This is a genomic window from Calorimonas adulescens (assembly GCF_008274215.1).
GTDB classification, from domain to species: Bacteria; Bacillota; Thermoanaerobacteria; order Thermoanaerobacterales; family UBA4877; genus Calorimonas; species Calorimonas adulescens.
The window spans coordinates 24,606-49,729 of record NZ_VTPS01000016.1 but is presented as its reverse complement, the minus strand read 5'-3'; the positions used below and the strand labels follow the sequence as shown (position 1 = coordinate 49,729).

21 protein-coding genes and 1 other RNA gene are annotated in these 25,124 nt (G+C 40.8%); 21 read left to right on the top strand and 1 reads right to left on the bottom strand.

Annotated features, from left to right (window positions below; genetic code table 11):
• Nucleotides 1-94: 94 nt before the first annotated feature.
• The 21 genes from FWJ32_RS10230 to FWJ32_RS10130 all read left to right on the top strand — a co-directional run bounded on the left by FWJ32_RS10230 (nt 95) and on the right by FWJ32_RS10130 (nt 24,114).
• Nucleotides 95-1,621: an ABC transporter ATP-binding protein gene (locus FWJ32_RS10230; RefSeq protein WP_203227717.1), complete on the top strand. Its 1,527-nt coding sequence runs from the start codon at nt 95-97 to the stop codon at nt 1,619-1,621.
• Nucleotides 1,618-2,760 carry an ABC transporter permease gene (locus FWJ32_RS10225; RefSeq protein WP_149545855.1) on the top strand — a complete coding sequence of 381 codons (1,143 nt, stop codon included), beginning with the start codon at nt 1,618-1,620 and terminating at the stop codon, nt 2,758-2,760. Before FWJ32_RS10230 ends, FWJ32_RS10225 begins: the two co-directional genes overlap by 4 nt.
• 2 nt (nt 2,761-2,762) lie before the next feature.
• Nucleotides 2,763-3,716, top strand: coding sequence for an ABC transporter permease (locus FWJ32_RS10220; protein WP_149545854.1), 954 nt, complete (start codon nt 2,763-2,765; stop codon nt 3,714-3,716).
• A gap of 114 nt (nt 3,717-3,830) precedes the next feature.
• Nucleotides 3,831-4,568, top strand: coding sequence for a GntR family transcriptional regulator (locus tag FWJ32_RS10215; RefSeq protein WP_338028703.1), 738 nt, complete (start codon nt 3,831-3,833; stop codon nt 4,566-4,568).
• Between the two features lie 34 nt (nt 4,569-4,602).
• The gene (locus FWJ32_RS10210; RefSeq protein WP_149545852.1) at nt 4,603-5,781 is read left to right on the top strand and encodes a phosphopentomutase; all 1,179 of its coding nucleotides are present in this window, start codon (nt 4,603-4,605) and stop codon (nt 5,779-5,781) included.
• Between the two features lies 1 nt (nt 5,782).
• Nucleotides 5,783-7,108, top strand: a complete 1,326-nt coding sequence (locus FWJ32_RS10205) for a pyrimidine-nucleoside phosphorylase (protein ID WP_149545851.1) — start codon at nt 5,783-5,785, stop codon at nt 7,106-7,108.
• A 46-nt stretch (nt 7,109-7,154) separates the two neighbouring features.
• A complete protein-coding gene (deoC, locus tag FWJ32_RS10200; protein ID WP_149545871.1) occupies nt 7,155-7,796 on the top strand; it encodes a deoxyribose-phosphate aldolase in 642 nt (213 codons plus the stop codon).
• 180 nt (nt 7,797-7,976) lie between these two features.
• Nucleotides 7,977-9,323 (top strand): RNA polymerase factor sigma-54, encoded by a 1,347-nt coding sequence (gene rpoN, locus FWJ32_RS10195; protein WP_149545850.1) that lies wholly within the window; start codon nt 7,977-7,979, stop codon nt 9,321-9,323.
• A gap of 101 nt (nt 9,324-9,424) precedes the next feature.
• Nucleotides 9,425-10,456, top strand: a complete 1,032-nt coding sequence (locus tag FWJ32_RS10190) for a sugar-binding transcriptional regulator (RefSeq protein WP_149545849.1) — start codon at nt 9,425-9,427, stop codon at nt 10,454-10,456.
• A 48-nt stretch (nt 10,457-10,504) separates the two neighbouring features.
• Entirely contained in the window at nt 10,505-11,518 is a 1,014-nt protein-coding gene (gene gap, locus FWJ32_RS10185) for a type I glyceraldehyde-3-phosphate dehydrogenase (protein WP_149545848.1), read from the top strand.
• A 47-nt stretch (nt 11,519-11,565) separates the two neighbouring features.
• Nucleotides 11,566-12,750 (top strand): phosphoglycerate kinase, encoded by a 1,185-nt coding sequence (locus FWJ32_RS10180; RefSeq protein WP_149545847.1) that lies wholly within the window; start codon nt 11,566-11,568, stop codon nt 12,748-12,750.
• 12 nt (nt 12,751-12,762) lie between these two features.
• Entirely contained in the window at nt 12,763-13,512 is a 750-nt protein-coding gene (gene tpiA, locus FWJ32_RS10175) for a triose-phosphate isomerase (RefSeq protein ID WP_149545846.1), read from the top strand.
• Nucleotides 13,505-15,049, top strand: coding sequence for a 2,3-bisphosphoglycerate-independent phosphoglycerate mutase (gene gpmI, locus FWJ32_RS10170; protein ID WP_149545845.1), 1,545 nt, complete (start codon nt 13,505-13,507; stop codon nt 15,047-15,049). The genes tpiA and gpmI overlap by 8 nt, the downstream gene beginning before the upstream one ends.
• Nucleotides 15,050-15,052: 3 nt before the next feature.
• Nucleotides 15,053-16,339 (top strand): phosphopyruvate hydratase, encoded by a 1,287-nt coding sequence (gene eno, locus FWJ32_RS10165; RefSeq protein WP_149545844.1) that lies wholly within the window; start codon nt 15,053-15,055, stop codon nt 16,337-16,339.
• A 180-nt stretch (nt 16,340-16,519) separates the two neighbouring features.
• Nucleotides 16,520-16,753: a preprotein translocase subunit SecG gene (gene secG / locus FWJ32_RS10160; protein ID WP_149545843.1), complete on the top strand. Its 234-nt coding sequence runs from the start codon at nt 16,520-16,522 to the stop codon at nt 16,751-16,753.
• 21 nt (nt 16,754-16,774) lie between these two features.
• Nucleotides 16,775-18,733 carry a sodium-translocating pyrophosphatase gene (locus tag FWJ32_RS10155; RefSeq protein ID WP_149545842.1) on the top strand — a complete coding sequence of 653 codons (1,959 nt, stop codon included), beginning with the start codon at nt 16,775-16,777 and terminating at the stop codon, nt 18,731-18,733.
• Nucleotides 18,734-19,120: 387 nt separating this feature from the next.
• Nucleotides 19,121-19,672 (top strand): HDIG domain-containing metalloprotein, encoded by a 552-nt coding sequence (locus FWJ32_RS10150; RefSeq protein WP_149545841.1) that lies wholly within the window; start codon nt 19,121-19,123, stop codon nt 19,670-19,672.
• A 7-nt stretch (nt 19,673-19,679) separates the two neighbouring features.
• The gene (gene rnr, locus FWJ32_RS10145; RefSeq protein ID WP_149545840.1) at nt 19,680-21,800 is read left to right on the top strand and encodes a ribonuclease R; all 2,121 of its coding nucleotides are present in this window, start codon (nt 19,680-19,682) and stop codon (nt 21,798-21,800) included.
• 45 nt (nt 21,801-21,845) lie between these two features.
• A complete protein-coding gene (gene smpB / locus FWJ32_RS10140; protein WP_203227713.1) occupies nt 21,846-22,331 on the top strand; it encodes an SsrA-binding protein SmpB in 486 nt (161 codons plus the stop codon).
• A 9-nt stretch (nt 22,332-22,340) separates the two neighbouring features.
• Nucleotides 22,341-22,692: a transfer-messenger RNA gene (ssrA, locus tag FWJ32_RS10135) on the top strand.
• A 354-nt stretch (nt 22,693-23,046) separates the two neighbouring features.
• Entirely contained in the window at nt 23,047-24,114 is a 1,068-nt protein-coding gene (locus tag FWJ32_RS10130; RefSeq protein ID WP_238988854.1) for a tetraprenyl-beta-curcumene synthase family protein, read from the top strand.
• Here the strand turns inward: FWJ32_RS10130 and FWJ32_RS10125 are convergent, their stop codons facing one another.
• Nucleotides 24,115-25,116 carry a polyprenyl synthetase family protein gene (locus tag FWJ32_RS10125; RefSeq protein ID WP_149545839.1) on the bottom strand — a complete coding sequence of 334 codons (1,002 nt, stop codon included), beginning with the start codon at nt 25,114-25,116 and terminating at the stop codon, nt 24,115-24,117.
• Nucleotides 25,117-25,124: the final 8 nt, after the last annotated feature.

Genomic DNA, 25,124 nt, shown 5'->3' with positions numbered 1-25,124 from the left:
ATCAGAAGGGACTTTTACAAAAGGTCCGTTCAATAATTTAACAGTCAAGATAATATCATATTTTAAATTCGTAAAAAATAAGGGGTAATAAGAAGTGGATTACATTATTGAAATGTGTAACATCACCAAAAGATTCCCTGGTGTCATCGCTAACGATAACGTGACTCTTCAATTGAAAAAGGGAGAAATCCATGCCCTTCTTGGCGAGAACGGAGCAGGGAAATCGACACTTATGAGCATTCTTTTTGGCATGTACCAACCAGACGAGGGCGTTATCAAGAAAAATGGTCAGGTAGTAAAGATTAACAATCCCAATGATGCAAATCGCCTTGGTATTGGGATGGTACACCAGCATTTCAAATTGGTACAGAATTTTACAGTACTTGAAAACATCATTTTAGGTGTTGAAACTACACGGCACGGAATTCTCAAAATGGATAAGGCACGTGCGCAGGTTATTGAATTATCTGAGCGATATGGTCTCAAGGTAGATCCCGATGCACTTATTGAAGATATTACAGTTGGTATGCAGCAGAGGGTTGAAATCCTCAAAATGCTCTACCGTAATAATGAGATATTAATTTTTGACGAGCCGACGGCGGTATTAACTCCACAAGAAATTGATGAATTGATGATGATAATGAAGGGATTGGTAAAGGAAGGCAAATCAATTTTGTTTATCACTCATAAGCTAAATGAAATTAAGGCTGTTGCTGACCGCTGTACTGTATTGCGTAAAGGCAAATGTATTGGCACTGTGGATGTTGAAAGCACCACAAAAGAAGAACTCTCTGAAATGATGGTCGGGCGCAAGGTTGACCTTATAGTGGAAAAAGAGGAAAAGAGTGCAGGAGACGTTATTCTGGAAGTAGAGAATTTAACGGTTAAAAGCAGGGTGACCGGTAAAAATGTGGTAAACAATGTGTCATTTAATGTACGTGCCGGAGAAATTGTATGCATTGCAGGGATTGACGGGAATGGGCAGTCAGAACTTGTTTATGCTTTGACTGGACTGATTCGTTCCTCAAGTGGGAAAATTAAGCTTAATGGAAAGGATATAACCGATGATTCAATTCGTCAGCGCAACATTGGCGGCATAGGACATATTCCTGAAGATAGGCAGCGTTATGGATTGGTGCTTGATTACAATCTTGCATACAATCTTGTTCTACAAAGTTATTTTACACCACGCTTTCAAAGCCATGGTTTTTTGAAGTATGATGAAATATATAGATATGCTGATGAACTAATAGAAAAGTTCGATATCCGTTGCGGACAGGGTGCGAAGACAATTGCTCGCAGCATGTCTGGAGGCAATCAACAAAAAGCGATTATAGCACGCGAGATAGACCGTGACCCTGAATTATTGATTGCAGTACAGCCTACCCGTGGATTGGATGTAGGTGCAGTTGAGTATATATACAAAAAACTTATCGCTGAACGCGATGCAGGCAAAGGTATTCTTCTTATATCATTGGAATTAGATGAGGTCATGAATGTTAGCGACCGTATTCTCGTGATTTATGAAGGTGAGATTGTAGCAGAACTTGATCCAAAGACTACAACAATGCAGGAGCTTGGCCTATTTATGTCGGGCTCGAAAAGGGGTATAGTTGCATGAGCACAGCAATAAAGCGGTTTTTAAGCAAAGAAAGTGTAGCAAATGTTGCTTCTTCATTAATAGCAATTATTGTGGGACTTATAGTTGGCTTTATTATTATATTGGTAAGCAATCCACAACAGGCCCTGAATGGTTTTAATGCAATCTTGTTTGGTGGCGTCACAGACATGAAAAATCTAGGACAGGTATTATACCTGGCCACACCGATTATTTTAACTGGACTTTCGGTTGGTTTTGCAAACAAGACCGGACAATTTAATATTGGTGCATCAGGTCAGTTTATTGTAGGAGCCTTTGCTGCCGTTTATGTTGGTGTAAAGTGGACGTTCCTTCCTGGAGCATTACACTGGTGTGTAGCACTAATTATGGCTATGTTGGCAGGAGCATTATGGGGATTACTTCCAGGAATTTTAAAGGCATTTTACAATGTCAATGTGGTTATCTCGTGTATTATGATGAATTATATAGGTATGTACATGGTCAATATTCTTGTAGTCAATACAGTCTTTGATTCTTTAAAAAATCAGTCCCAGCGTGTTGCCGAAACTGCCATTATACCAAAGATGGGGCTGGACAAGATTTTCCGAGCTGGTAACAGTTCGTCAAGCGTCAATGCCGGCATTTTTATTGCTATTATTGCAGGGATTATAATTTATATTATTTTGGAGAAGACACAGTTTGGATTTGAATTGAAAGCCTGTGGTTTAAATCCTGATGCGGCTAAATATGCAGGCATCAATGAACGTCGTTGTATTATCTTTTCAATGATGATTGCGGGTGCACTCTCCGGATTGGGTGGTGCATTGCTTTATCTTGCCGGTTCTGGCAAGGGCATTGAGGTTCTTGACACACTTGCGCAGGAGGGCTTCAACGGCATTCCTGTTGCTCTGCTTGGACAGGGCAACCCGATTGGTATAATCTTTGCTGGTATATTTGTGGCATACCTCACGGTTGGGGGGTTTAATATGCAGTTGTATGACTTTGTGCCTCAGGTTACTGAAATCATAACAGCGGTGATAATCTATTTCAGTGCCTTTGCGTTGTTATTTAAGAATTTTATTCAATCACGTTATGGGGATGGCGTTGAACACAAAAGTGAAGCTATGCCGGTTCAGGCAGGACAGCAGGGAGGGGATTAATAGTGGATACTATATATTTTCTTGTGCAGCAGATGATGTACTTCTCAATTCCACTGTTGATTGTTGCACTTGGTGGAATGTTTTCTGAGCACAGTGGTGTTATAAATATTGCACTTGAGGGCATTATGATCATGGGTGCCTTTACCGGTGTTTTATTTATTAATATGTTTCAAACAATCATTTCGGGGCAGCCAATACTTATAATTGCCATTATTATCTCAGCAGTAACAGGGATTATTTTGTCCCTTGCACATGCATATGCTGCAATCAATATGAAGGCAGATCAAATCATCAGTGGCACCGCAATCAATATGTTTGCGCCTGCATTTGCAATTTATGTGGCACGTATGATCCGCACAGTTCAGCAGATTCCATTTATAAATCAGTTCCGGATAGAAAAAGTACCTGTGCTTGGAGATATCCCAGTGTTGGGCGGCCTGTTTTTTAAGAACGCTTATATCACCACCTATCTTGGTTTTGCTATTCTTATAATTTCGTGGGTGGTTTTATATAAGACGAGGTTTGGCTTGCGCCTTCGTGCATGCGGTGAACATCCACAGGCTGCAGATTCAGTAGGTATTAACGTATACAGGATGCGCTACATGGGCGTTATGATATCAGGAGCACTTGCAGGTATTGGTGGGCTTGTATTTGTCATTCCAACGTCCACAAACTTTAATGCATCAGTTGCAGGTTATGGGTTTCTTGCTCTTGCTGTGTTGATTTTCGGACAATGGGATCCATTTAAGATTCTACTGGCATCGTTCTTTTTTGGGCTGATGAAGACTATTGCATCAGCATACTCAGGCATACCGGTCCTTGCTTCACTGAATTTACCAAGTGAGGTATATAAGATGGTTCCATATATTGCTACGTTAGTAGTTTTAGCCTTTACTTCTAAAAACTCAAAAGCGCCAAAGGCTGAAGGTATTCCTTATGATAAGGGTTCACGATAAATAGACATTGGTGAATATTTCTTGAGGAACACTACCTACTTACAATGGATATAAATGCTGATAGTACTGATTCTGTAGCAGATGGTCCACTATATGATCCTGAAAATAAATGGGGTGATAGATTTGGGTTTAATACAGAGCGATAGAAGGCCCCTATATGAAGTAGCTTTAAAAAAAATGGAGGAAATGATTAGAAGCGGGGACTGGCCTCCAGGGTATAGATTGCCATCAGAAGCAAAGCTTTCCGAAGAGTTTGGAATAAGCCGCATGACATTAAGGGAAGCTATGAGGGTGCTTGAAGAGGAAAACCTCATTGTAAAACAGCAGGGAGTGGGTACTTTTGTAAAGAGCAGGCCAGTTATAAAGAGTGGGATAGAGGAACTCTATAGTGTTACTAAAGCCATAGAAAGAGAAGGGATGACGGCAGGGACCACTGATTTTTCTATAAACGTACTTCCTGCAAATGAGGAAGAAGCAAAAAGGTTAAATATAGAAAAGGACAGTGAGATATACAGGGTGGATAGGGTAAGGACAGCTAACGGGGAACCTGTTGTATACTGCATAGATAGAATTCCTGTAAGTATACTTAGTGATGGATTGGATAGTTTTCCCGAGTCATTGTTTGGTTATTTGGAAAAAAATTTTAATATTAGGATTGCCTATGCCATTTCTGATATAATACCAATCAGCTATCATCCCGTGGCTTCAAAAAAATTAGGACTCGGCAAAAATCATGCATTATTGCTTCTGGAGCAGGTACACTATGATCAGAATAACCGAGCAATTCTTTATTCGTCTAACTTCTTTAAACCAGACAAGTTCCGATTTTATGTTGTTAGAAAAAGGGTTTGATATGAAAAGCATTATTGTTGACTGAGGTGAGCACATGGAGTATTTTAAGAAAATTATACTGATAGTACTGGACAGTGTAGGAATTGGAGAACTGCCAGACGCTGCACTTTTTGGTGATGCAGGTTCGGACACTTTAGGTCATGTATCAGAGATAACTGGTGTAAAGTTGCCAAATATGCAAAGGATTGGCTTGGGAAATATAAAGTCCTTAAAGAGTGTACCTCCAATTGAAAATCCTATCGGTTTTTATGGCAAAATGGCTGAGAAATCTGCGGGGAAGGATACCACAACGGGGCACTGGGAGATAGCTGGCGTCCGGCTGGATAGGCCGTTTCCGACATACCCGGATGGCTTCCCTGAAGAAATCATAAGGGAATTTGAAAAGAGGATAGGTACAAAGACACTGGGTAACAAAGCAGCTTCAGGTACTGAGATTATAAAGGAACTAGGTGAGGAACATCTTAAGACTGGATATCCAATAGTCTATACATCCGCTGACAGTGTGTTTCAGATAGCAGCCCATGAGGAAATAATACCACCCCAAAAACTCTATGAAATGTGCCAAACAGCAAGGAAAATATTAACTGGAGAACATGCGGTAGGCAGGGTTATAGCAAGACCTTTTACAGGTACTCCTGGGAACTTTGTGAGGACCGAAAGACGTAAAGACTTCTCTTTGGAGCCCATTAGAGAGACCGTACTGGATAGGGCTATATCAAAAGGAATTGATGTCTATGCTGTGGGCAAGATAGAGGACATATTTGCACATCGAGGCATAACAAGGAGCAACCATACGGGCAATAACAAGGACGGGATTAGGGCAACTATAAGTTTTATGAAAGAAATACAGAGGGGTATCATTTTTACTAATTTAGTGGATTTTGATACTCAGTACGGGCATAGAAACAATGCGCAGGGATATGCAGATGCTCTAAGAGAATTTGATGATGCAATACCGGAAATTATTTCTGAAATGCATAAAGAAGACCTTTTGGTTATAACTGCTGACCATGGATGCGACCCAACCACAACAAGTACCGACCATTCTAGGGAGTATGTACCGTTACTTGTCTATACGCCATCCAATGAGCATGGTGAGTCTTTAGGCATCAGAGATACTTTTTCCGATATAGCACAGACCATAGCTGAAAACTTTGGACTTGAAAGATTTGAGCATGGTAAGAGCTTTTTGGAGCAGATAAGGGGGTTTTGACATGAGGATGGTAGATCTTATCAAAAAGAAAAGGGATGGTATGAAGCTAAGCAGAAAAGAGATTGAGTACATTATACAAGGATATGTATCCGGTGATATACCCGACTATCAAATGTCTGCACTTACGATGGCTATATATTTTAGAGGAATGGATGACGCTGAGACTGCAAACCTCACGATGGCTATGGCTAATTCCGGGGAGATTGCTGACCTTTCCCCCATAAAGGGGATAAAAGTGGATAAGCACAGTACCGGTGGTGTAGCTGACACCACAACCCTTGTACTGGCACCCCTTGTGGCTGCCTGCGGGGCACCTGTGGCAAAGATGTCTGGTAGAGGTCTGGGGCACACTGGAGGGACACTGGACAAGCTGGAGTCAATTCCGGGTATGAAGGTATCCCTTACTATGGAAGAGTTTATTGAGAACGTGAACAGGATTGGCCTGGCAGTGATAGGACAAACCGAAGACCTGGCCCCGGCGGATAAGAAACTCTACGCCCTGAGAGATGTCACAGCCACAGTGGATATTATACCACTTATTGCTAGTTCCATAATGAGCAAAAAGCTGGCCGGTGGTTCAGATGCCATAGTACTGGATGTAAAGCTTGGTGACGGCGCATTTATGAAAGATTATGAAAGTGCTTTAAAGCTTGCTCAAGTTATGGTGAGTATAGGGGAAAATGCTGGCAAAAGGACAGTGGCAGTGATTACTGACATGAACCAGCCATTGGGCCTGGCCATCGGAAATTCCCTTGAAGTGATCGAGGCATGCGAGGCTCTTCAAGGACGTGGATGCAGGGACCTGATGGATGTATGCATGTTCCTCGGCAGTCACATGTTGATGCTTGCCGGTGTAGCCAAAACGATGGAAGAAGCTGCGTCAAGGTTAGAATATGCCCTGGAAAAAGGTATGGGATTTGAAAAATTTAAGGAGATGGTAAGGGCACAGGGGGGCAATCCTGATGCTCTTGAAGACTATTCGCTTTTACCTACCGCAAGGATACGGTATGATATAAGGGCAGAGAATGACCTTTACATTTCGAAACTTTATGCTGAGAAACTTGGCTTGTGCGCTATGAGGCTTGGTGCAGGAAGGGAAAGAAAAGAAGACGTGATTGACCTTTCCGTAGGAATTATGCTCAATAAGAAGGTTGGAGATTTTGTGAAAAAAGGTGAGGTTATTGCCACTGTCCATGCAAATGATGAAGAAAGGTTGAACAATGTTTTGCCAGATATATTGAACTCTATAGAGACATCAGATGAACGAGTTGAAAAGCCAAAGCTCATATATGCTGTTGTGACAAAAGATGGTATAACATCTTTATAATGAGAGGTGATAGAAGTTGGAGATTACTAAAGAGAAGCTTGCTTCTATGATAGACCATACGCTATTGAAACCAGAGGCGAGTGAAGCTGATATTAAAAAACTTTGCGATGAAGCCATAGGGTACCGGTTTCATTCTGTCTGTGTAAATCCTTCATATGTCGGCCTGGCCAGGCAATGTTTAGAGAACTCAGGTGTGAAGGTATGTACAGTAATTGGTTTTCCACTTGGAGCTACTACCACACGGGCAAAGGTATCTGAAGCTATTGACGCTGTGGAGAATGGGGCAACTGAACTGGACATGGTCTTAAACATAGGCATGTTAAAAAGCAAGAACTATGACCGTGTGCTAAATGACATAAAAAGTGTAGTGGGAGAGTCCAAAAAACTCAAAGAGGGCATACTGGTGAAGGTAATACTTGAGACATGCCTTTTAGCCAAGGATGAGAAAGTAAAGGCCTGTGAGCTTGCTCTCGAGGCCGGGGCTGACTTTGTGAAGACAAGCACAGGTTTTTCGACCGGAGGGGCTACAGTAGAGGATATTAAACTTATGAGGAATACAGTAGGACCGAATGTAGGAGTGAAAGCATCAGGGGGAATAAGGGATTTAAAAACTGCAATAGAGATGATTGAGGCCGGGGCTACAAGAATTGGGGCAAGTTCTAGCGTAAAGATAATAAATGAGTTATAATAGAGATAGGGATTTTGATCCCTATCTTTTTTAAAAGAAGGATTTATAAGATTTTTATAGAATATATATAAATATAAAACTGATTCAGCCATTATACTTACCAGTATAACGAATGGCATCATCCACAATCTTAAGTAATTGAATGGGACTAAACTTTAACCATAGAGGGTTGGGATATTTATGGCGGTGGATATGAACCTGATATTAAACCAAACTCAAAAATTAATAATGACCCCCGAACTTAAACAGGCACTCAATATCCTGCAGCTTAACGTTCTGGAGTTAAGCCAGTATATAGAAGAACAACTGGAAATCAATCCAATCCTGGAGGCCTCTGAGGATGACAGTATGGATATAATTGAATGGAGCGATTATATAAGCCAGAATAATCCAGGAGAGAGCAGATATGATGATGACGAAGAGGACATATCCTTTGAAAGTTATGTGCCTTCCGTACCCTCTTTAAGAGAACACCTTATGTTTCAACTTCATTTAACACCGGTTACAATGAGGACTAAAAGGGTATGCCAGTATATCATTGATAGTCTTGATGAAAACGGTTACCTTTCTTCAGTGAGCTTAAGCGACATTGCCATGTACCTGCATGAGAATATGTTTATTGTGGAAAAGGCATTAGGAATTGTACAGGAGTTTGATCCACCTGGAGTAGGAGCGAGAGACCTGAAGGAGTGTCTGCTTTTACAGCTTAAAGCAAAGGGTGTATTAAATGATGACATCGTGTACCTCATAGAGCACCATCTAAAAGATGTTGCGGAAAATAAACTGACTGCCATTGCAAGGAAGATGAACATAGATGTATCACAGGTACAACACATGATAGATATTTTAAAGACCCTCAACCCGAGGCCGGGTTGCAACTTTACAGGATATAACGATATGAGGTATATTGTACCCGATGCGATAATTAAAGAGGTGAGGGGTAATTTTGAGATTATTATAAATGATAGTGTTATACCAAGGCTCAGGATCAATAAATTTTACAGAGAGCTTCTTTTAAATAACAGCAGGAACTCAGAGGAATTTAAATATCTAAATGAGAAACTTCAATCAGCTTTTTGGCTCATTAAAAATATAGAGCAACGGAAGACAACCCTTTATAATGTAATCAAAGCAATTGTTGAATATCAGAGGGATTTCTTTAGCTCGGGCGTTAGTGGATTAAGACCCTTGACTTTAAAACAGATAGCAAGGACATGTGGCATACATGAATCCACAGTAAGCAGAGCAACAAATGGCAAATATGTTGACACACCCAAAGGTGTTTTTGAACTTAAATTTTTCTTTAAAAATGGTGTAAGCCATGAGGACGGAGAGGTGTCATCGGAGGTGATAAAGAACCTTATATCAGAGATAATTGCAACAGAGAGCCCTCGATCTCCACTGAGTGATCTCACCATTACTGAACTTCTTAGAGAGAGGGGAATAGATATATCGAGGAGGACTGTGGCAAAATATAGAGATGAAATGGGAATTCCATCATCAAATAGAAGGAAAAGGTTTGATTAAAAATTTGAGGTATTGTTATAGCCTTTATTTTGGTATAAAATATAGATGAGGGCTTATTTTTTGAGTGGGTAGGGACATTTTAAGACCATGGGGGACCATAAATGAATCATATTATAGAAATGCAGAAGAGGATCCTGCCAGAGCTGGTAAATGTTGCAGAGAAGAGGTACCTTATTTTATATACAATATATTATAATCAACCTATAGGAAGGCGGCTCTTGAGCAGTGTTACAGGTATGACAGAAAGGGTTATAAGAGATGAGGTGGATATTTTAAAGGGACAGGGTTTAATATCTATCTCAGGTGAAGGGATGAGGGTAACAAAGGATGGGGTGGATGTATTGGAGTCCCTGAGGGATTTTATCCATGACCTTAAAGGGCTGCCAGAGTTAGAAAAGCAGATTCGTGACAGGTTATGTATAAAAAATATCACTATAGTACCGGGTGATGTAGGGAAAAATCACTTTCTTTTAAATGAAATGGGAAAAAAGGCAGCTAACATTTTAACTGGAATGCTTCATGACGATATGATAATAGCTGTGGCTGGCGGTTCATCTGTTGCTGCCTTGGCTGAGGTGCTATCCGTAGATAAGACATATAGGAATCTGATGGTAGTGCCTGCAAGAGGCGGCCTTGGCCGTGAAGTGGAGTTTCAGGCAAATACAATTACTGCCACACTTAGCAAAAAACTAAATGCTAATTATAGATTTTTGCATATACCAGATGATATCAGCTCGGATGCGCTTAAGATTCTTATAAATGAGCAGGGCATTCGAGAAACCATAGATTATGTGAAAAGAGCGGATGTTTTAATATATGGAATTGGACGAGCCGACGTTATGGCTAAAAGAAGGCATCTGAGTGACTCTATTAAAAAGTTGCTTAATGATGCCGGAGCAGTTGCTGAGACAATGGGTTATTATTTCAACATCAATGGCCAGATTGTATATACCGCAGGTACTATAAGTTTAGATATTGATGAGCTTTTGAGGTTGCCTCATAAACTGGCGATATCCGGTGGTGCTTCAAAGGCAGAGGCAATACTGGCATCATGCAGGGTAATCCCACCGGAAAGCCTTATTATAGATGAGGGTGCCGCACGAAGGATAATTGAGTTAATTAATTCACCATAATTGGTGATAATTAATATAAAATCAATAATATTTTAAGGAGGTTTTATGATGACTGTAAAGGTTGGTATCAATGGATTTGGAAGAATAGGAAGAAATGTTTTTAGGGCTGCTTATGCTAAAGGACTGAAGGACATTGAAATAGTAGCAATAAATGATGTTACAGACCCGGCAACACTGGCCTACCTTTTAAGGTATGACTCAACCTTTGGAAGGTTCAGCGGTGAGGTGTCTCATACTGAAGATTCTTTAGTTGTTGATGGCAAGGAGATTAAGGTTTACAAAGAGACAGATCCCGCTAAATTGCCATGGAAAGACCTGGGTGTGGACATAGTTATAGAATCTACAGGCAGATTTACATCCAGGGATGGTGCCTCAAAACATTTAGAGGCAGGTGCAAAAAAGGTCATTATTTCTGCTCCAGCCAAAAATGAGGACATCACGATAGTTATGGGTGTCAATGAGGATAAATATGATCCTAAAAATCACAATATAATATCCAATGCTTCCTGCACCACGAACTGCCTTGCACCAGTGGCTAAGGTACTGGATGAAAAATTTGGTATAAAGAGAGGACTTATGACAACAGTCCATTCATATACAAACGACCAGAGGATACTTGACCTGCCTCATTCTGACCTGCGCAGGGCTAGAGCTGCTGCTGTCAACATCATACCGACAACAACAGGGGCAGCCAAGGCTGTGGCGCTTGTTTTGCCTCAACTGAAGGGCAAACTGAACGGTATGGCTTTACGCGTGCCAACACCAGATGTTTCAGTGACTGACCTTGTTGCCGACCTTAATACCAAGGTTACTGTTGAGGAGGTAAATAAGGCTTTAAAGGAGGCAGCAGAAGGCGAGTTGAAGGGAATTATGGCATATACCGAAGAACCGGTTGTGTCTATGGACTTTAAAGGAGATTCTCATTCCTCTATAGTTGATGCACTTTCCACTATGCTGGTTGATGATGATATGGTCAAGGTAGTGGCGTGGTATGACAATGAATGGGGTTATTCTAACCGTGTTGTTGACCTTGCTGTTTACATTGCCAATAAAGGCTTTTAATCTTGGGGGCAGGGATTTATTCCCTGCTCTTTGAAGGAGGAGTTGTTATGTCCAAGAAGACCATTAAGGATATTGAGGTGACTGATAAAAGAGTATTTGTGCGTGTAGACTTTAATGTACCAATAGATGAAAATGGAGACATAACCGATGACACACGCATAAGGGCTGCTCTACCTACTATTAATTATCTTATTGATAGCAGAGCAAAGGTGATACTGGCATCCCATTTGGGTAGACCCAAGGGAGAATTTAATTTAAAATACAGTTTAAAGCCGGTAGCGGTGAGGCTTTCTGAGCTTTTGGGAAAAGAAGTTAAATTTGCTGAGGACTGCATAGGTGATGATGCAAGGCAAAAGGCATTGGCACTAAGGGATGGTGAGGTCCTTCTTCTGGAAAACCTTCGTTTCCATAAGGAGGAGGAGAAAAACGATTCAGGATTTGCAAAGGAACTTGCATCACTGGCAGAAATCTATGTAAATGATGCTTTTGGCACAGCCCACCGTGCCCATGCCTCTACTGCAGGAATAGCTGCATACCTGCCTGCTGTTGCCGGGCTTTTAATGGAGAAAGAGATTTCAGTCATGGGCCAGGCCTTAGAAAATCCTGAGAGGCCGTTTGTAGCGATACTTGGAGGTGCGAAGGTTTCCGACAAGATAGGTGTTATAAGAAACCTTATAACAAAGGTTGACTCGCTTCTTATAGGTGGCGGTATGGCATATACCTTCATAAAAGCGCAGGGTTTTGAGGTGGGTAAGTCATTGCTTGAGGCTGATAAAATAGACCTGGCAAAAGAACTGCTGCAGGAAGCGGATGAGAGGAATGTAAAGTTCCTGTTACCACTTGATACTGTGATAGCTAAGGAATTGAGTGCAGATACTAAATATGAAACAGTAAACATTGAAGAGATGCCAAAAGACATGATTGGCGTTGATATAGGGCCAAAGACTGTAGAGTTGTTCTCAAAGGAGATAGTTAATGCAAAGACCGCAATATGGAATGGTCCCATGGGCGTATTTGAAATAAAGCCTTTTGCCACAGGGACAAGAAGGATAGCAGAGGCAATGGCAGAGTGCCGGGGTACAACCATAATAGGTGGCGGTGATTCAGTTGCAGCTATTGAGCAAATGGGATTTTCAGACCGTATGACGCACATTTCAACCGGTGGGGGTGCTTCCCTAGAATTTTTAGAGGGGAAGGAACTGCCGGGTGTGAGTGTGCTTATGGATAAATAGGGTGGTGAGATGATGAGAAGGCCGCTGATAGCTGGTAACTGGAAAATGAATATGACACCTGATGAGGCAAAAGTCTTTATAGAAGATTTTAAAAAGCAGGAGTTGGACAGCACAGTTGAGGTTGCTGTGATACCACCATTTGTGGATCTTGGTATTGTCTCCCGGGAAATATCTGATACAGAGATCAAGCTGGGAGCACAAAATATGTGCTGGGAAGATAATGGTGCCTATACCGGCGAAATATCTCCGCTTATGCTTAAAGAGATTGGGGTTGAATATGTCATAATTGGACACTCTGAGAGAAGAGGATACTTCAAAGAGGACGACGGAATGTTAAACCTTAAGATGAAAGCCTGTGAAAGGCATGGATTAAAGCCAATCCTGTGTGTTGGAGAAACACTGGAAGAAAGAGAGATGGGCCTTACGTTAGAAAAAATAGGACGCGAGCTGGATGAGGACCTTAAGGATTTATCACTAAAGGAACTGGTAATTGCCTATGAGCCAATATGGGCCATAGGCACAGGTAAGAATGCTTCACCTGATGATGCGTTGTATGTGATTGAGTTTATAAGAAAGAAAGTCGATGAACTACTGAAGATAGGGGAAATGGTCAGGATATTGTATGGTGGGAGCGTAAAGGCCGACAACATAAAAGGTTTCATGGACAGGGAAGGAATAGATGGTGCTCTTGTTGGTGGTGCCAGCTTGAAGGTAAATGAATTTACAAGGATTGTAAATTTTAAGGAGGCACGAAATGGCTGAGCTTTGTACGTTAATTGTTATGGACGGATATGGTTTGGGGGAAGATAATGAATATAATGCTATAAAGAAGGCGTATACTCCAAACTTAGATAGATATTTTAAGGTTTATCCCAATACCACACTCCGCTGCTCTGGCTTGGCTGTTGGACTGCCTGAAGGTCAGATGGGCAACTCGGAGGTGGGCCACATGAACATAGGGGCCGGCAGGGTTGTATATCAGGAGCTTACAAGAATAACCAAAGAGATTGAAGAGGGAAATTTTTTCAAAAATCCTGCATTGAAAGGTGCTATGGATAATGTGAAACTCAACAATTCCAAGCTTCATATAATGGGTCTTGTGTCTGATGGCGGTGTCCACAGTCATATTGGCCATCTATATGCTCTGCTGAAGATGGCAAAAGACAATGGGATAGACAGGGTATATGTCCATGCTTTTCTTGACGGGAGAGATACTCCTCCGCAGTCTGCCGCCGGTTATATTGAATTACTTGAACAAAAGTTAAAAGAGATCGGAGTAGGAGAAATTGCCACTGTCTCAGGTAGGTATTATGCCATGGACCGTGATAAGCGGTGGGAGAGGGTAAAAAAAGCTTACGATGCCATTGTATTAGGTATAGGCAGGGTGTCAGATGACCCTGTAATGGCTGTAAAGACATCGTATGATGAGGGCAATAATGATGAATTTGTAATACCGACTGTCATAAAAAGAAATGGTGAAATTACAGCCACAATTGAGAAAAATGATTCAGTGATATTTTTTAACTTCAGGGCAGACAGGGCAAGACAACTTTCTCATGCACTAACTGATGAAGAGTTTGATGGTTTTGAAAGGGAGAAGGGTTTTTTTAATACCTATTATGTCACCATGACACAGTATGATGACACATTAAAGAACGTCCATATAGCCTTCCCTCCTGAGGTCTATATAAATACGCTGGGTGAATACGCAAGCAAACTGGGATTGAATCAATTGAGGATAGCAGAGACAGAAAAATATGCCCATGTTACTTTTTTCTTCAGCGGTGGGGTAGAAGAGCCTTATAGCGGAGAAGACAGGGTACTTATACCATCACCAAAGGTTGCAACATATGACCTTAAACCTGAGATGAGTGCCTTTGAGGTAACAGATGAGGTTTTAAGGCGTATTGACAGTGGCATGTATAATTTGATAGTACTTAATTATGCAAACTGTGATATGGTAGGCCATACTGGTGTATTTGATGCCGCAGTCAAAGCTGCAGAGGCCGTTGACAGGTGTGTTGGCATGGTAGTTGACAAGGTCCTCTCTAAGGGCGGAAAGGTAGTAATAACTGCTGACCATGGCAATGCTGAAAAGATGTGGGATGAAGAGACAAATGCACCCCATACAGCACATACATCTAATCCCGTTCCTTTAATAATAATTGGCGAGGATAATATTGAGTTAAAGAGCGGCGGAAAGTTATGTGATATAGCACCTACGATTTTAGATATGCTTGGCAAACCGATTCCCGAAGAAATGACAGGAAAAGATTTGATTATAAGAAAGGAGAGATAAAATATGTCAACTATAATGGATGTCCATGCAAGAGAAATTTTAGATTCCAGGGGTAATCCAACCGTAGAGGTAGAGGTCCTTTTAGAAGATGGTGTGATAGGGAGAGCTTCAGTCCCCTCAGGAGCTTCTACGGGTACTTTCGAGGCTGTTGAGCTGCGGGACGGAGACAAGAAGCGATACAACGGCAAAGGAGTCTTAAAGGCTGTTGATAACGTAAATGAAATAATTGCACCTGAGCTTGTTGGATTGGATGTAACACAGCAGGTGTATATAGATAAGCTGCTAAGAGACCTGGATGGAACGCCAAACAAGGGAAAACTCGGCGCCAATGCCATACTGGGTGTATCCTTAGCGTGCGCAAGGGCAGCTGCCAATGAGCTTGATATACCCCTGTACAGGTATTTAGGCGGTGTTAATGCAAAGATATTGCCTGTACCAATGATGAACATATTAAACGGTGGGAAACATGCTGATAATAATGTGGACATTCAGGAGTTTATGATAATGCCTGTAGGGGCCAAAAGTTTTGCTGAGGCTCTAAGGATGGGAGCGGAGGTATTTCACTCCTTAAAGTCTGTATTGGGTTCTATGAGGTTGTCTACATCCGTGGGTGACGAAGGAGGCTTTGCACCCAATCTGACCTCTAATGAAGAGGCATTGAAGGTGATAGTTGAAGCTATAGAAAAGGCTGATTATAAGCCTGGTGTGGATGTTGCATTGGCAGTGGATGTAGCAGCTTCTGAACTATATAAAGAGGATGGTAAATATCACTTTGAGGGTGAGGGGCTGGTAAGAAGTGCTGAAGAATTGGTTCAGTATTATGAGGATCTTATAGCCAGGTACCCAATATTATCCATAGAAGACGGAATGGCAGAAGAGGACTGGGATGGATGGAAACTGCTCACAGACAGGGTAGGTAAAAAGATACAGGTGGTAGGTGACGACCTGTTTGTTACAAACACTGAAAGGTTTGCAAAGGGCATTAAGCTTGGGGTGGCGAACTCTATTCTAATAAAAGTAAATCAGATAGGTACGTTGACAGAAACTTTGGAGGCAATTAAAATGGCCGAGAGAGCGAAATATACTGCCATAATCTCTCATCGTTCTGGAGAGACCGAAGATACTACCATTTCAGACCTGGTTGTTGGCCTTAATACAGGGTTTATAAAGACAGGTGCACCGTCCAGGACAGAGCGGGTAGCCAAATACAACCAGCTCCTGAGAATAGAGGAAGAATTAGGGGAAACAGCAGAGTTTCTCGGCCTTGATGGTTTTTATAATTTAAGTTAGGTGTAATATGCAACATAATTTTGTGTTTAAGACATACATTTAACCTTATATTTAATAATAGTATGTAACAAAATGGGCCAGCTATGGGAAGTGGCCCATTTTATAGTTGTAAACTTTACATCAGTATGATAAAATATTTGTGTCAAGTTACGAATAAACAACTGGAAAGGTGGGATGACTTTGGTAACAGCACTTAAGGTATTACACTTAATTATTGCTATTACATTAACTGCCACGGTATTGTTACAGTCTGCCAAAGAATCAGGCGTGCAGGGAGTGGTTGCAGGTGGAGCCGAGAGCCTGTTTGGTAAAAACAGGGCACGTACTCTAGACGCTATGTTTGCCAGGATCACTACTATCAGTGCAATTGCTTTTATAGTTACTTCCGTGCTTCTTACTATTTTAATGAGATAATTTAATAGAGGAGGTTGAACGATGGGCTTTTTGTACTTTGCTCCGGTCGTTGGTGTGTTGGCCCTTGTATTTGCTTTTTATCAAACCGCCAAGGTGATGAGAGAGGATCCTGGGAATGAGAAAATGCAGGAACTCTCTAATTTTATACATGAAGGGGCAATGGCTTTTCTTTTTAGAGAATACAGGGTAATTGCGATATTTATTGTCGTAATGTTCTTTGTCCTTGGTTTTGTCATCAACTGGTTGACTGCTCTTTGTTTTGTTATAGGTGGACTCTTTTCCGTTTTATCAGGTTACATAGGCATGAGCGTAGCTACAAGAGCTAATGCAAGGACTGCTAATGCTGCAAAGAATAGTATGAATAAGGCCCTTAACATTGCATTTTCTGGCGGCTCTGTAATGGGTATGTCGGTTGTAGGGTTGGGGCTTTTTGGATTAGGTATACTGTATATAATATTTAAAGAACCCAGTGTTGTTACAGGGTACAGCCTGGGAGCCAGCTCTATTGCCCTGTTTGCAAGGGTTGGTGGTGGTATATATACAAAAGCTGCAGATGTGGGCGCCGACCTTGTAGGTAAGGTAGAGGCAGGTATACCTGAAGATGACCCGAGAAATCCTGCTGTTATAGCTGATAATGTAGGTGACAATGTCGGCGATGTGGCAGGGATGGGTGCTGACCTGTTTGAATCGTATGTTGGTTCCATCATATCTGCTGTTACCATAGGCGCACTTGTCATGAAAGATGTAAACTATGTGTTGTTCCCATTCTATATTGCTGGGATTGGAATTATAGCTTCAATTATAGGAAGCATGTTCGTAAGAAGCGATGAGGGTGGCAACCCTCAAAGGGCTCTTATGATGGGGACGTATTCCAGCAACGTCATAGTAATCATTGCAGCATTTTTCCTCAGTAAGGCTATGTTTGGCAATTTAAATGCTCTCTGGGCAGTCATTTCTGGTCTTGTCGTGGGTGTGGCAATAGGGCAGATAACCGAATATTATACGTCTTCTGACTATAATCCAGTGAAGCATATTGCTCAGCAGTCAGAAACAGGAGCTGCTACCACTATAATCAGCGGCCTGGCCGTTGGCATGACCTCCACAGCATTTCCACTTATACTTATTGCTCTGGCGACGATAGTTGCTTACAAGTTTTTTGGGATATATGGCATAGCTCTTTCAGCTGTTGGAATGTTATCCACCACGGGTATGACTGTATCTGTAGACTCATATGGACCGATTGCAGACAATGCAGGTGGCATAGCTGAGATGGCCGAACTTCCTGAAAGCGTAAGAAATATAACCGATAAACTGGATTCAGTAGGCAACACAACGGCAGCAATAGGTAAGGGATATGCCATAGGTTCTGCAGCTCTAACAGCTCTGTCACTTTTTGTTTCATACTCACAGGCTGTGGGTCTAAAGACAATAGACCTCTTAAATCCATATGTCATTGCAGGTATGTTTATTGGTGGTATGATGCCGTACCTTTTTGCGTCTATGGCTATGGAGGCTGTTGGCAAGGCAGCATATAAGATGATTGAAGAGGTAAGAAGGCAGTTTAGAGAAATATCAGGAATAATGGAAGGTAAGGCAAAGCCTGACTATGGCAGATGTGTCGGGATAAGCACAGATGCGGCAATAAGAGAAATGATTGTGCCGGGACTTATTGCTGTGATAGCACCTGTAGTTGTGGGATTGGTACTGGGCAAAGAGGCACTGGGCGGTTTTCTGACCGGCGCAGTTGTTACCGGTGTACTTGTGGCTATACAGATGGCAAATTCTGGCGGCGCATGGGACAATGCCAAGAAATACATTGAATCTGGTAATTATGGAGGCAAGGGTAGTGAGGCCCATAAGGCTGCCGTCGTCGGAGATACCGTAGGTGACCCCTTTAAAGATACTGCAGGACCATCCTTAAATATATTGATAAAATTAATGACAATAGTATCGCTGGTTTTTGCACCACTCTTTTTATAAGCACCGAGAGGTGCTTTTTTGTTTGATATGATCCTCTATGTTTTATGACATAAACATCCATAATCGTGATAGCATCATGATTGTTTGAATAACGATACCTATGGACACACCCTTACTTCAATGTGAGAATTTGCCTTGAGAGTGTCCTTTTTAATAGCGTAAATGAGCCAGAGCATCTGAACGATGCCGTAAAATTCAATGTCTAATGTATGTATGTTTGGTGGAAGTGTACATAGCGAGTCACAGACACGAATGTTATGGTATCCTGAGTGACGTCAATTGCAGGTATGTTATTATCTTTGATGAGAAATGAAGCAAAATTAAATTTGTAATTATTTCCTCATTTTATTATAATATTTGTAACATAATACTACTGGAGGTTTGAAAATGAATAGGGAAGAAGCTTTACAAAAGATACAGGAGAACGTATATTCAAGAAATCTGATAGATCACATGATTGCCACGGAGGCCATAATGAGAGGCCTGGCCAGGAAGCTCGGGCAGGATGAGGAAAAATGGGCTCTAACGGGGCTACTGCATGATATTGATTATGAACAGACTGCGGATAATCCTGAGGCACATAGCCTTATTGGAGCTGATATGTTGAAGGAAATGGGTTTGGATGATGACATGGTATATGCTGTGAAAGTACATAATGAGATACATGGATTGCCAAGGGTGAGTATGCTTGATAAAGCACTTTATGCAGCAGACCAACTTTCCGGATTTATCATTGCAGTGGCTATGGTCATGCCTTCAAAGAAACTTGAGGATGTTAAGGCCAGCTCAATTAAAAAGAAGTTTAAGGACAAGGCATTTGCCAGAGGTGCCAGCAGAGAGCAGATAAAGTCCTGTGAGGAGCTGGGGCTTACCTTAGAAGAATTTTTCGATATTGCATTGGAGGAGATGAAAAAAATAGCCGGTGAAATCGGCTTATAGTAATTTTATGAGTATTAGAGATAAAATTTTAGATTATATGAATGAAGAATCATATAAGCCGCTGAGCATAAATGAGCTTATGAAAGCTTTTAATATACAAAAGAGCGAAAAGCAGCAAATAGAAAAAATACTCAGGGATTTGGAGAAGGATGGCAAGATTGTAAAAAACAGCAAAGGACTTTATGGACTTCCTCACCATATGGGTATGGTTGCAGGCAAAATACAGGGAAATGAGAAAGGCTTTGGCTTTCTCATAAGGGAAGATGGAGAAAATGACATTTTCATATCTTCATCGAACATGAATGGCGCAATGGATGGAGACAAGGTCTTTGTAAAACTGATAGGTGAAGGACAGGAAGGTAAGAGACAGGAGGGAGAGGTTATAAGGATACTCAAAAGGGCTGTGACAAGGGTCATAGGCAGGTTTGAACATAACAATAGTTATGGGTTTGTCGTCCCTGATGACAGGAAGATGTATTATGACGTGTTCATCCCCCGCGATGCTTTTAATGGAGCAAAGCACGGCTACAAGGTAGTGGCTGAGATAACAAGGTATCCAGAGCCTCGAAGAAATCCCGAGGGGCGTATCGTGAAGGTGTTGGGAGATGAAAATGACATTGACACAGAAATAATGGCCATCATCATGATGTACGACATTGAGGTGGAGTTTCCTGAGAGGGTGATAAAGCAGGCTGAGGCTATTGAAGATAATATCAAAGATGAAGATATTGCTGGGAGGCTTGACCTGCGGGACGAAAAAATTGTAACGATTGATGGGGAAGATGCCAAGGATTTTGATGATGCAGTTTCCATAAAAAGATTGGACAATGGCAACTATCTCTTGGGTGTGCATATAGCAGACGTGTCGCACTATGTAAAAGAAAAATCTGCCATTGATAAAGAGGCAAGGAAGCGTGGTACTAGTATATATATACCGGGACGTGTTATACCCATGCTGCCTTTTAAGCTATCCAATGGCCTGTGCAGTTTGAAACCAGGTGAGGTAAGGCTTACATTGAGCTGTATTATGGAAATAGATAATAAGGGCAACGTGGTGAAATATGACATAAAGGAGAGTGTTATAAAGAGCAAGGAGAGGATGACATATACCCAGGTATATAAGATCCTCGAGGAAGAAGACAAAGACTTAATGACAAGATATGATTATCTTGTAGATGATTTCAAGCTTATGAAGGAACTTGCTCTTATACTAAACAGGAAAAGGCTTAAGAGGGGGAGCATAGAATTTGAAATTCCGGAAACCCAGGTTATACTTGACGAAAATGGATGCCCGGTGGATATAAAAAAACGTGAAAGAAATATAGCTCACCGGATAATAGAGGAATTTATGTTGGTATGCAATGAAACCATTGCTGAACATGTATTCTGGCTGCGTTTTCCATTTATATACAGGATACATGAAAATCCAGACATTGAAAAACTGATGGATTTTAATAGGTTTATCCGCAACTTTGGACTTGGTCTGAAGGGCCTGGCCAGTGGCGAAATACATCCAAGGGCACTTCAGGAGCTATTAAATAAGGTCAAGGATACGCCCGAGGAACTGGTTATAAGTACCCTGCTTCTAAGGTCCTTAAAACAGGCGAGATATTCCAACGAACATGCTCCTCACTTTGCTCTGGCGGTAAATTATTATACACATTTTACGTCACCGATAAGGAGATACCCAGACCTAGAGGTCCATAGGATCATCAAGGATATAATCAATGGCAGGATGGATGAAAAAAGGGTAAGGTTCTATGAAAAGGTACTGGAGAAAATAGCTAAGGTAAGCTCGGAGATGGAGAGAGTCGCACAGTCTGTAGAACGTGACTGCGATGACCTGGAAAAGGCAGTCTATATGAAAGACAAGATAGGTATGACCTTTGATGGGGTAATATCCGGCGTGACCAACTTTGGCTTTTTTGTAGAGCTTCAGAATACAGTAGAAGGTCTGGTAACTTTGAGCAGCTTGAAGGATGATTATTATCACTATATGGATGATCAGCATATCCTGGTAGGAGAACACACCAGGAGGATTTTTAAAATCGGTGACAAGGTTAAGGTTACAGTATCTGCTGTAAACGTACCAAGAAGGCAAATAGATTTTGTGCTGGAAGATCAGTAAAGATAATAACCCTTGACAAAATATTTAACCCTGTTATAATATAGTATGCATGATAAGGGGGTAATCCATATAGAAGATATAAAGATTATTGCCCAGAATAAAAAGGCTTTTCATGATTATTTTATTGAAGGAACCTATGAAGCGGGTATTGTACTTTCGGGTACAGAAGTAAAATCTATCCGCATGGGTAAGGTTAATATAAGGGATAGTTATGCAAAAGTTGAAAATGGTGAAGTAATCCTGTATGATATGCATATAAGTCCATATGAAAAGGGTAATATTTTTAATAAAGACCCCTTGAGGCCAAGGAAATTATTGCTTCACAGAAGAGAAATATCAAAGCTTGTAGGGTATACCTCAAGGGAAGGTTTTACTCTGGTACCAACAAAAGTATACCTGAAGAATGGGTTGGTTAAAGTAGAGATTGCTGTAGCTAAGGGTAAAAAACTCTACGACAAACGTGAGGCTATAGCAGAAAAGACATTAAGGAGAGAAACAGAAAGAGAATTTAAAATAAAAAACCTATATTGATTATAATATGGGGGCGTGCTGGTTTCGACGGGGGTAGCTTGAGATAGGAATAGCGGGTCGAGGTTCCATCAGCTCGTTAAACGGTGGGCTTAAATATAAACGCAGACGATAATTTAGCTTTAGCTGCCTAATTTAAGGTAGCCGTCCACTTCAGGCCTCCCGCCACCTGAATGTTGGGCGTCGATTTGGCGGGGAACGGTCCTATCAAAGCTTTGAGATAGGATTGTATCCATGAAGCTAGCCAATCTGGAATCCTGTTCCTGGGAGTCCAGTGCGGTGAAATTTAAAACAGGAACTGCACCCGGAGAAGTTCCTATCGGGGCACCTTCGGACAGGGGTTCGATTCCCCTCGCCTCCACCAAAATAAGAAAAAAAGCCAGTTTTGGGGGTTATCCACAAGGCAAAAAATAATGTGGTCTAAGTGAATACCACTTATCAACACTGTAATAACGTGACTGATTTAAAAGATTTGACCGCTTTGCTATTAATCAATTTACCCCTATGAAGAAACAAAGCTATTTGACTTCTTAAAGAAAGGAGTTGAATAGCTTTTTTGTTGTTTAAATTTGCTGACCGGTTGTGCAATGAAGTAGATAAACTAAATCATTTATCTTTTCTAAATACACCCATGCATTTTGTGATTGAAAATATATTTAGTAATAATACAGAACAAATATGTAAAAGATATATGGTAAAACCACGTTGGAGTGATTATATGCAATTTTTTAGCAATGTCTGGTATAAGCCTAATAAAATATACAATTTTGTTTACAAAGTTTTTCCTCTAGTTGATGCAGAATTGTCTACATACATAAATTCTGCGAGGCTTATACCCGATAATGAACTTTCGAAACAGGCTTTAGATAGTATATCAACAAAGAAGTTTCACTGTCAGGGTGGTAGCATTTATGCATTATATCCATATGTTGACACGCGGAAAATGATACAATTCGTAGTTGCATATCAGACAATAAGTGATTATCTGGATAATTTATGCGATAGGGTAGGTCTACATGACGAAAAAGCTTTCAAATGTCTGCACTATGCTGTGATTGACGCACTTACTGCTGACAACACTTATAGCGATTATTATAGATATTATCCATATAGTGATGATGGTGATTATCTTAAAGGCATTGTAAGAAAATGCAAAGGTATCATAGCAGATTTGCCCTCGTATGTTGTAATCAAAGATAAAATATTATATCTTGCCGGACTTTATTCTGATCTTCAGGTTTACAAGCATCTCTCTGAGGATGCGAGAGAGGGGAAATTGAAGGATTGGTTTAACATGTACGTAAATAAGTATCCTGACATTAATGGATGGGAATTTGCAGCAGCCAGCGGGTCTACATTGGGTATATTCGTACTTGTCGCTGCTGCTTTTAATAAAGATTTAACAAAAAATGAGGTAGAATCTATATTTCAGGTATATTTTCCGTGGGTATGTGGTTTACATATACTCCTGGATTATTATATAGACCTTTATGATGATTTGAAGAGCGATGATCTAAATTTTGTTAGTTATTATAGAGATGAGGAAGAATGTATAAAACGCCTGAAGCATTTTTATACAACTTCATTAACATTAGCAAAAGGATTAAATCATGCGCCATTTCATTGTATGGTAATAGATGGGCTTCTTGCAATGTATCTTTCTGACCCTAAGGCCGATATAAAGACACATTTAATAAATGCCAGGGACATCCTTCATTCTTCCGAGTATTTTGCCAGAATTTTGTACTGTTTATGCAAAAGAATGAGGAGTCAGGAGAGGATATAGTTAATAACATCTCTCCAGACTATCAAGGGACATTTTGATTAATAATTCCTTATAGACGTTTTGCTGGGGTACTTTGCACAATGATTCAATGGCTTTATCAACGTATTCTCTTGCTTTATTTTTGGCTCTTAATAAAGAATCAGAGTTTAGAACGTCGTGTATCATATCTTCTTTTGCTTCTCTGTCAATTTGTTTTTTATTCAACACATCTTTATACCTGTCTTTATACCTGGTTTCTTCAAAAAGATAAATGAATGGCAAACTGATATTTCCTTCGGTTAAATCGTGGGCAGCAGGTTTACCGAGCTCTTCTTGATTACCTGTGATGTCGAGTATGTCATCTATTATTTGGAATGCACATCCCATATAGTATCCAAATAATCCCATCAAGGTAATCACATAATCATCTTCACCTGCATTTTCTGCACCTGCCATGCAGCAGGCAGAAATTAAGGAGGCGGTTTTCTTACTTATATTGAGGATATATTCGTGCTCGGTGATGCTGATGTCAAACCGCCTGTTTGACTGTAAAATTTCTCCAGAACACATCTCATGTATGGCTTTTACAAAATACAAAGTGCATTTTGTAAGGTAATGATTTGACAAAATTTCGAATGCCTTTGCAAATAGAAAGTCTCCAGCCAGCACTGCAACGTAATTACCATATGTGTAATTTATAGTTGGTTTGTTTCTCCTGTAATCAGAACCATCAATAATGTCATCATGAATAAGAGAGGCGGTATGAATAAGTTCCGACGCCACTGCTGTGTATACCATTTTTTCGTTTAGTTCGTCAAAGCACATTCCAGATATAATAACAAGTTTTGGCCTGATTTTCTTGCCAGTATTTAGAAGCCCTTTTATTATTTCGCAGATCATTGTGTCACTTTTGCTTATAACTTTTAACAGTTCGTTTTCTACAAGTTGCATTCCATAATGTACCTGTGGGATATCATATAACTCGATATTTTTCCTGTCAGACTTATTATCTGAAATTACCATGTAAAAGC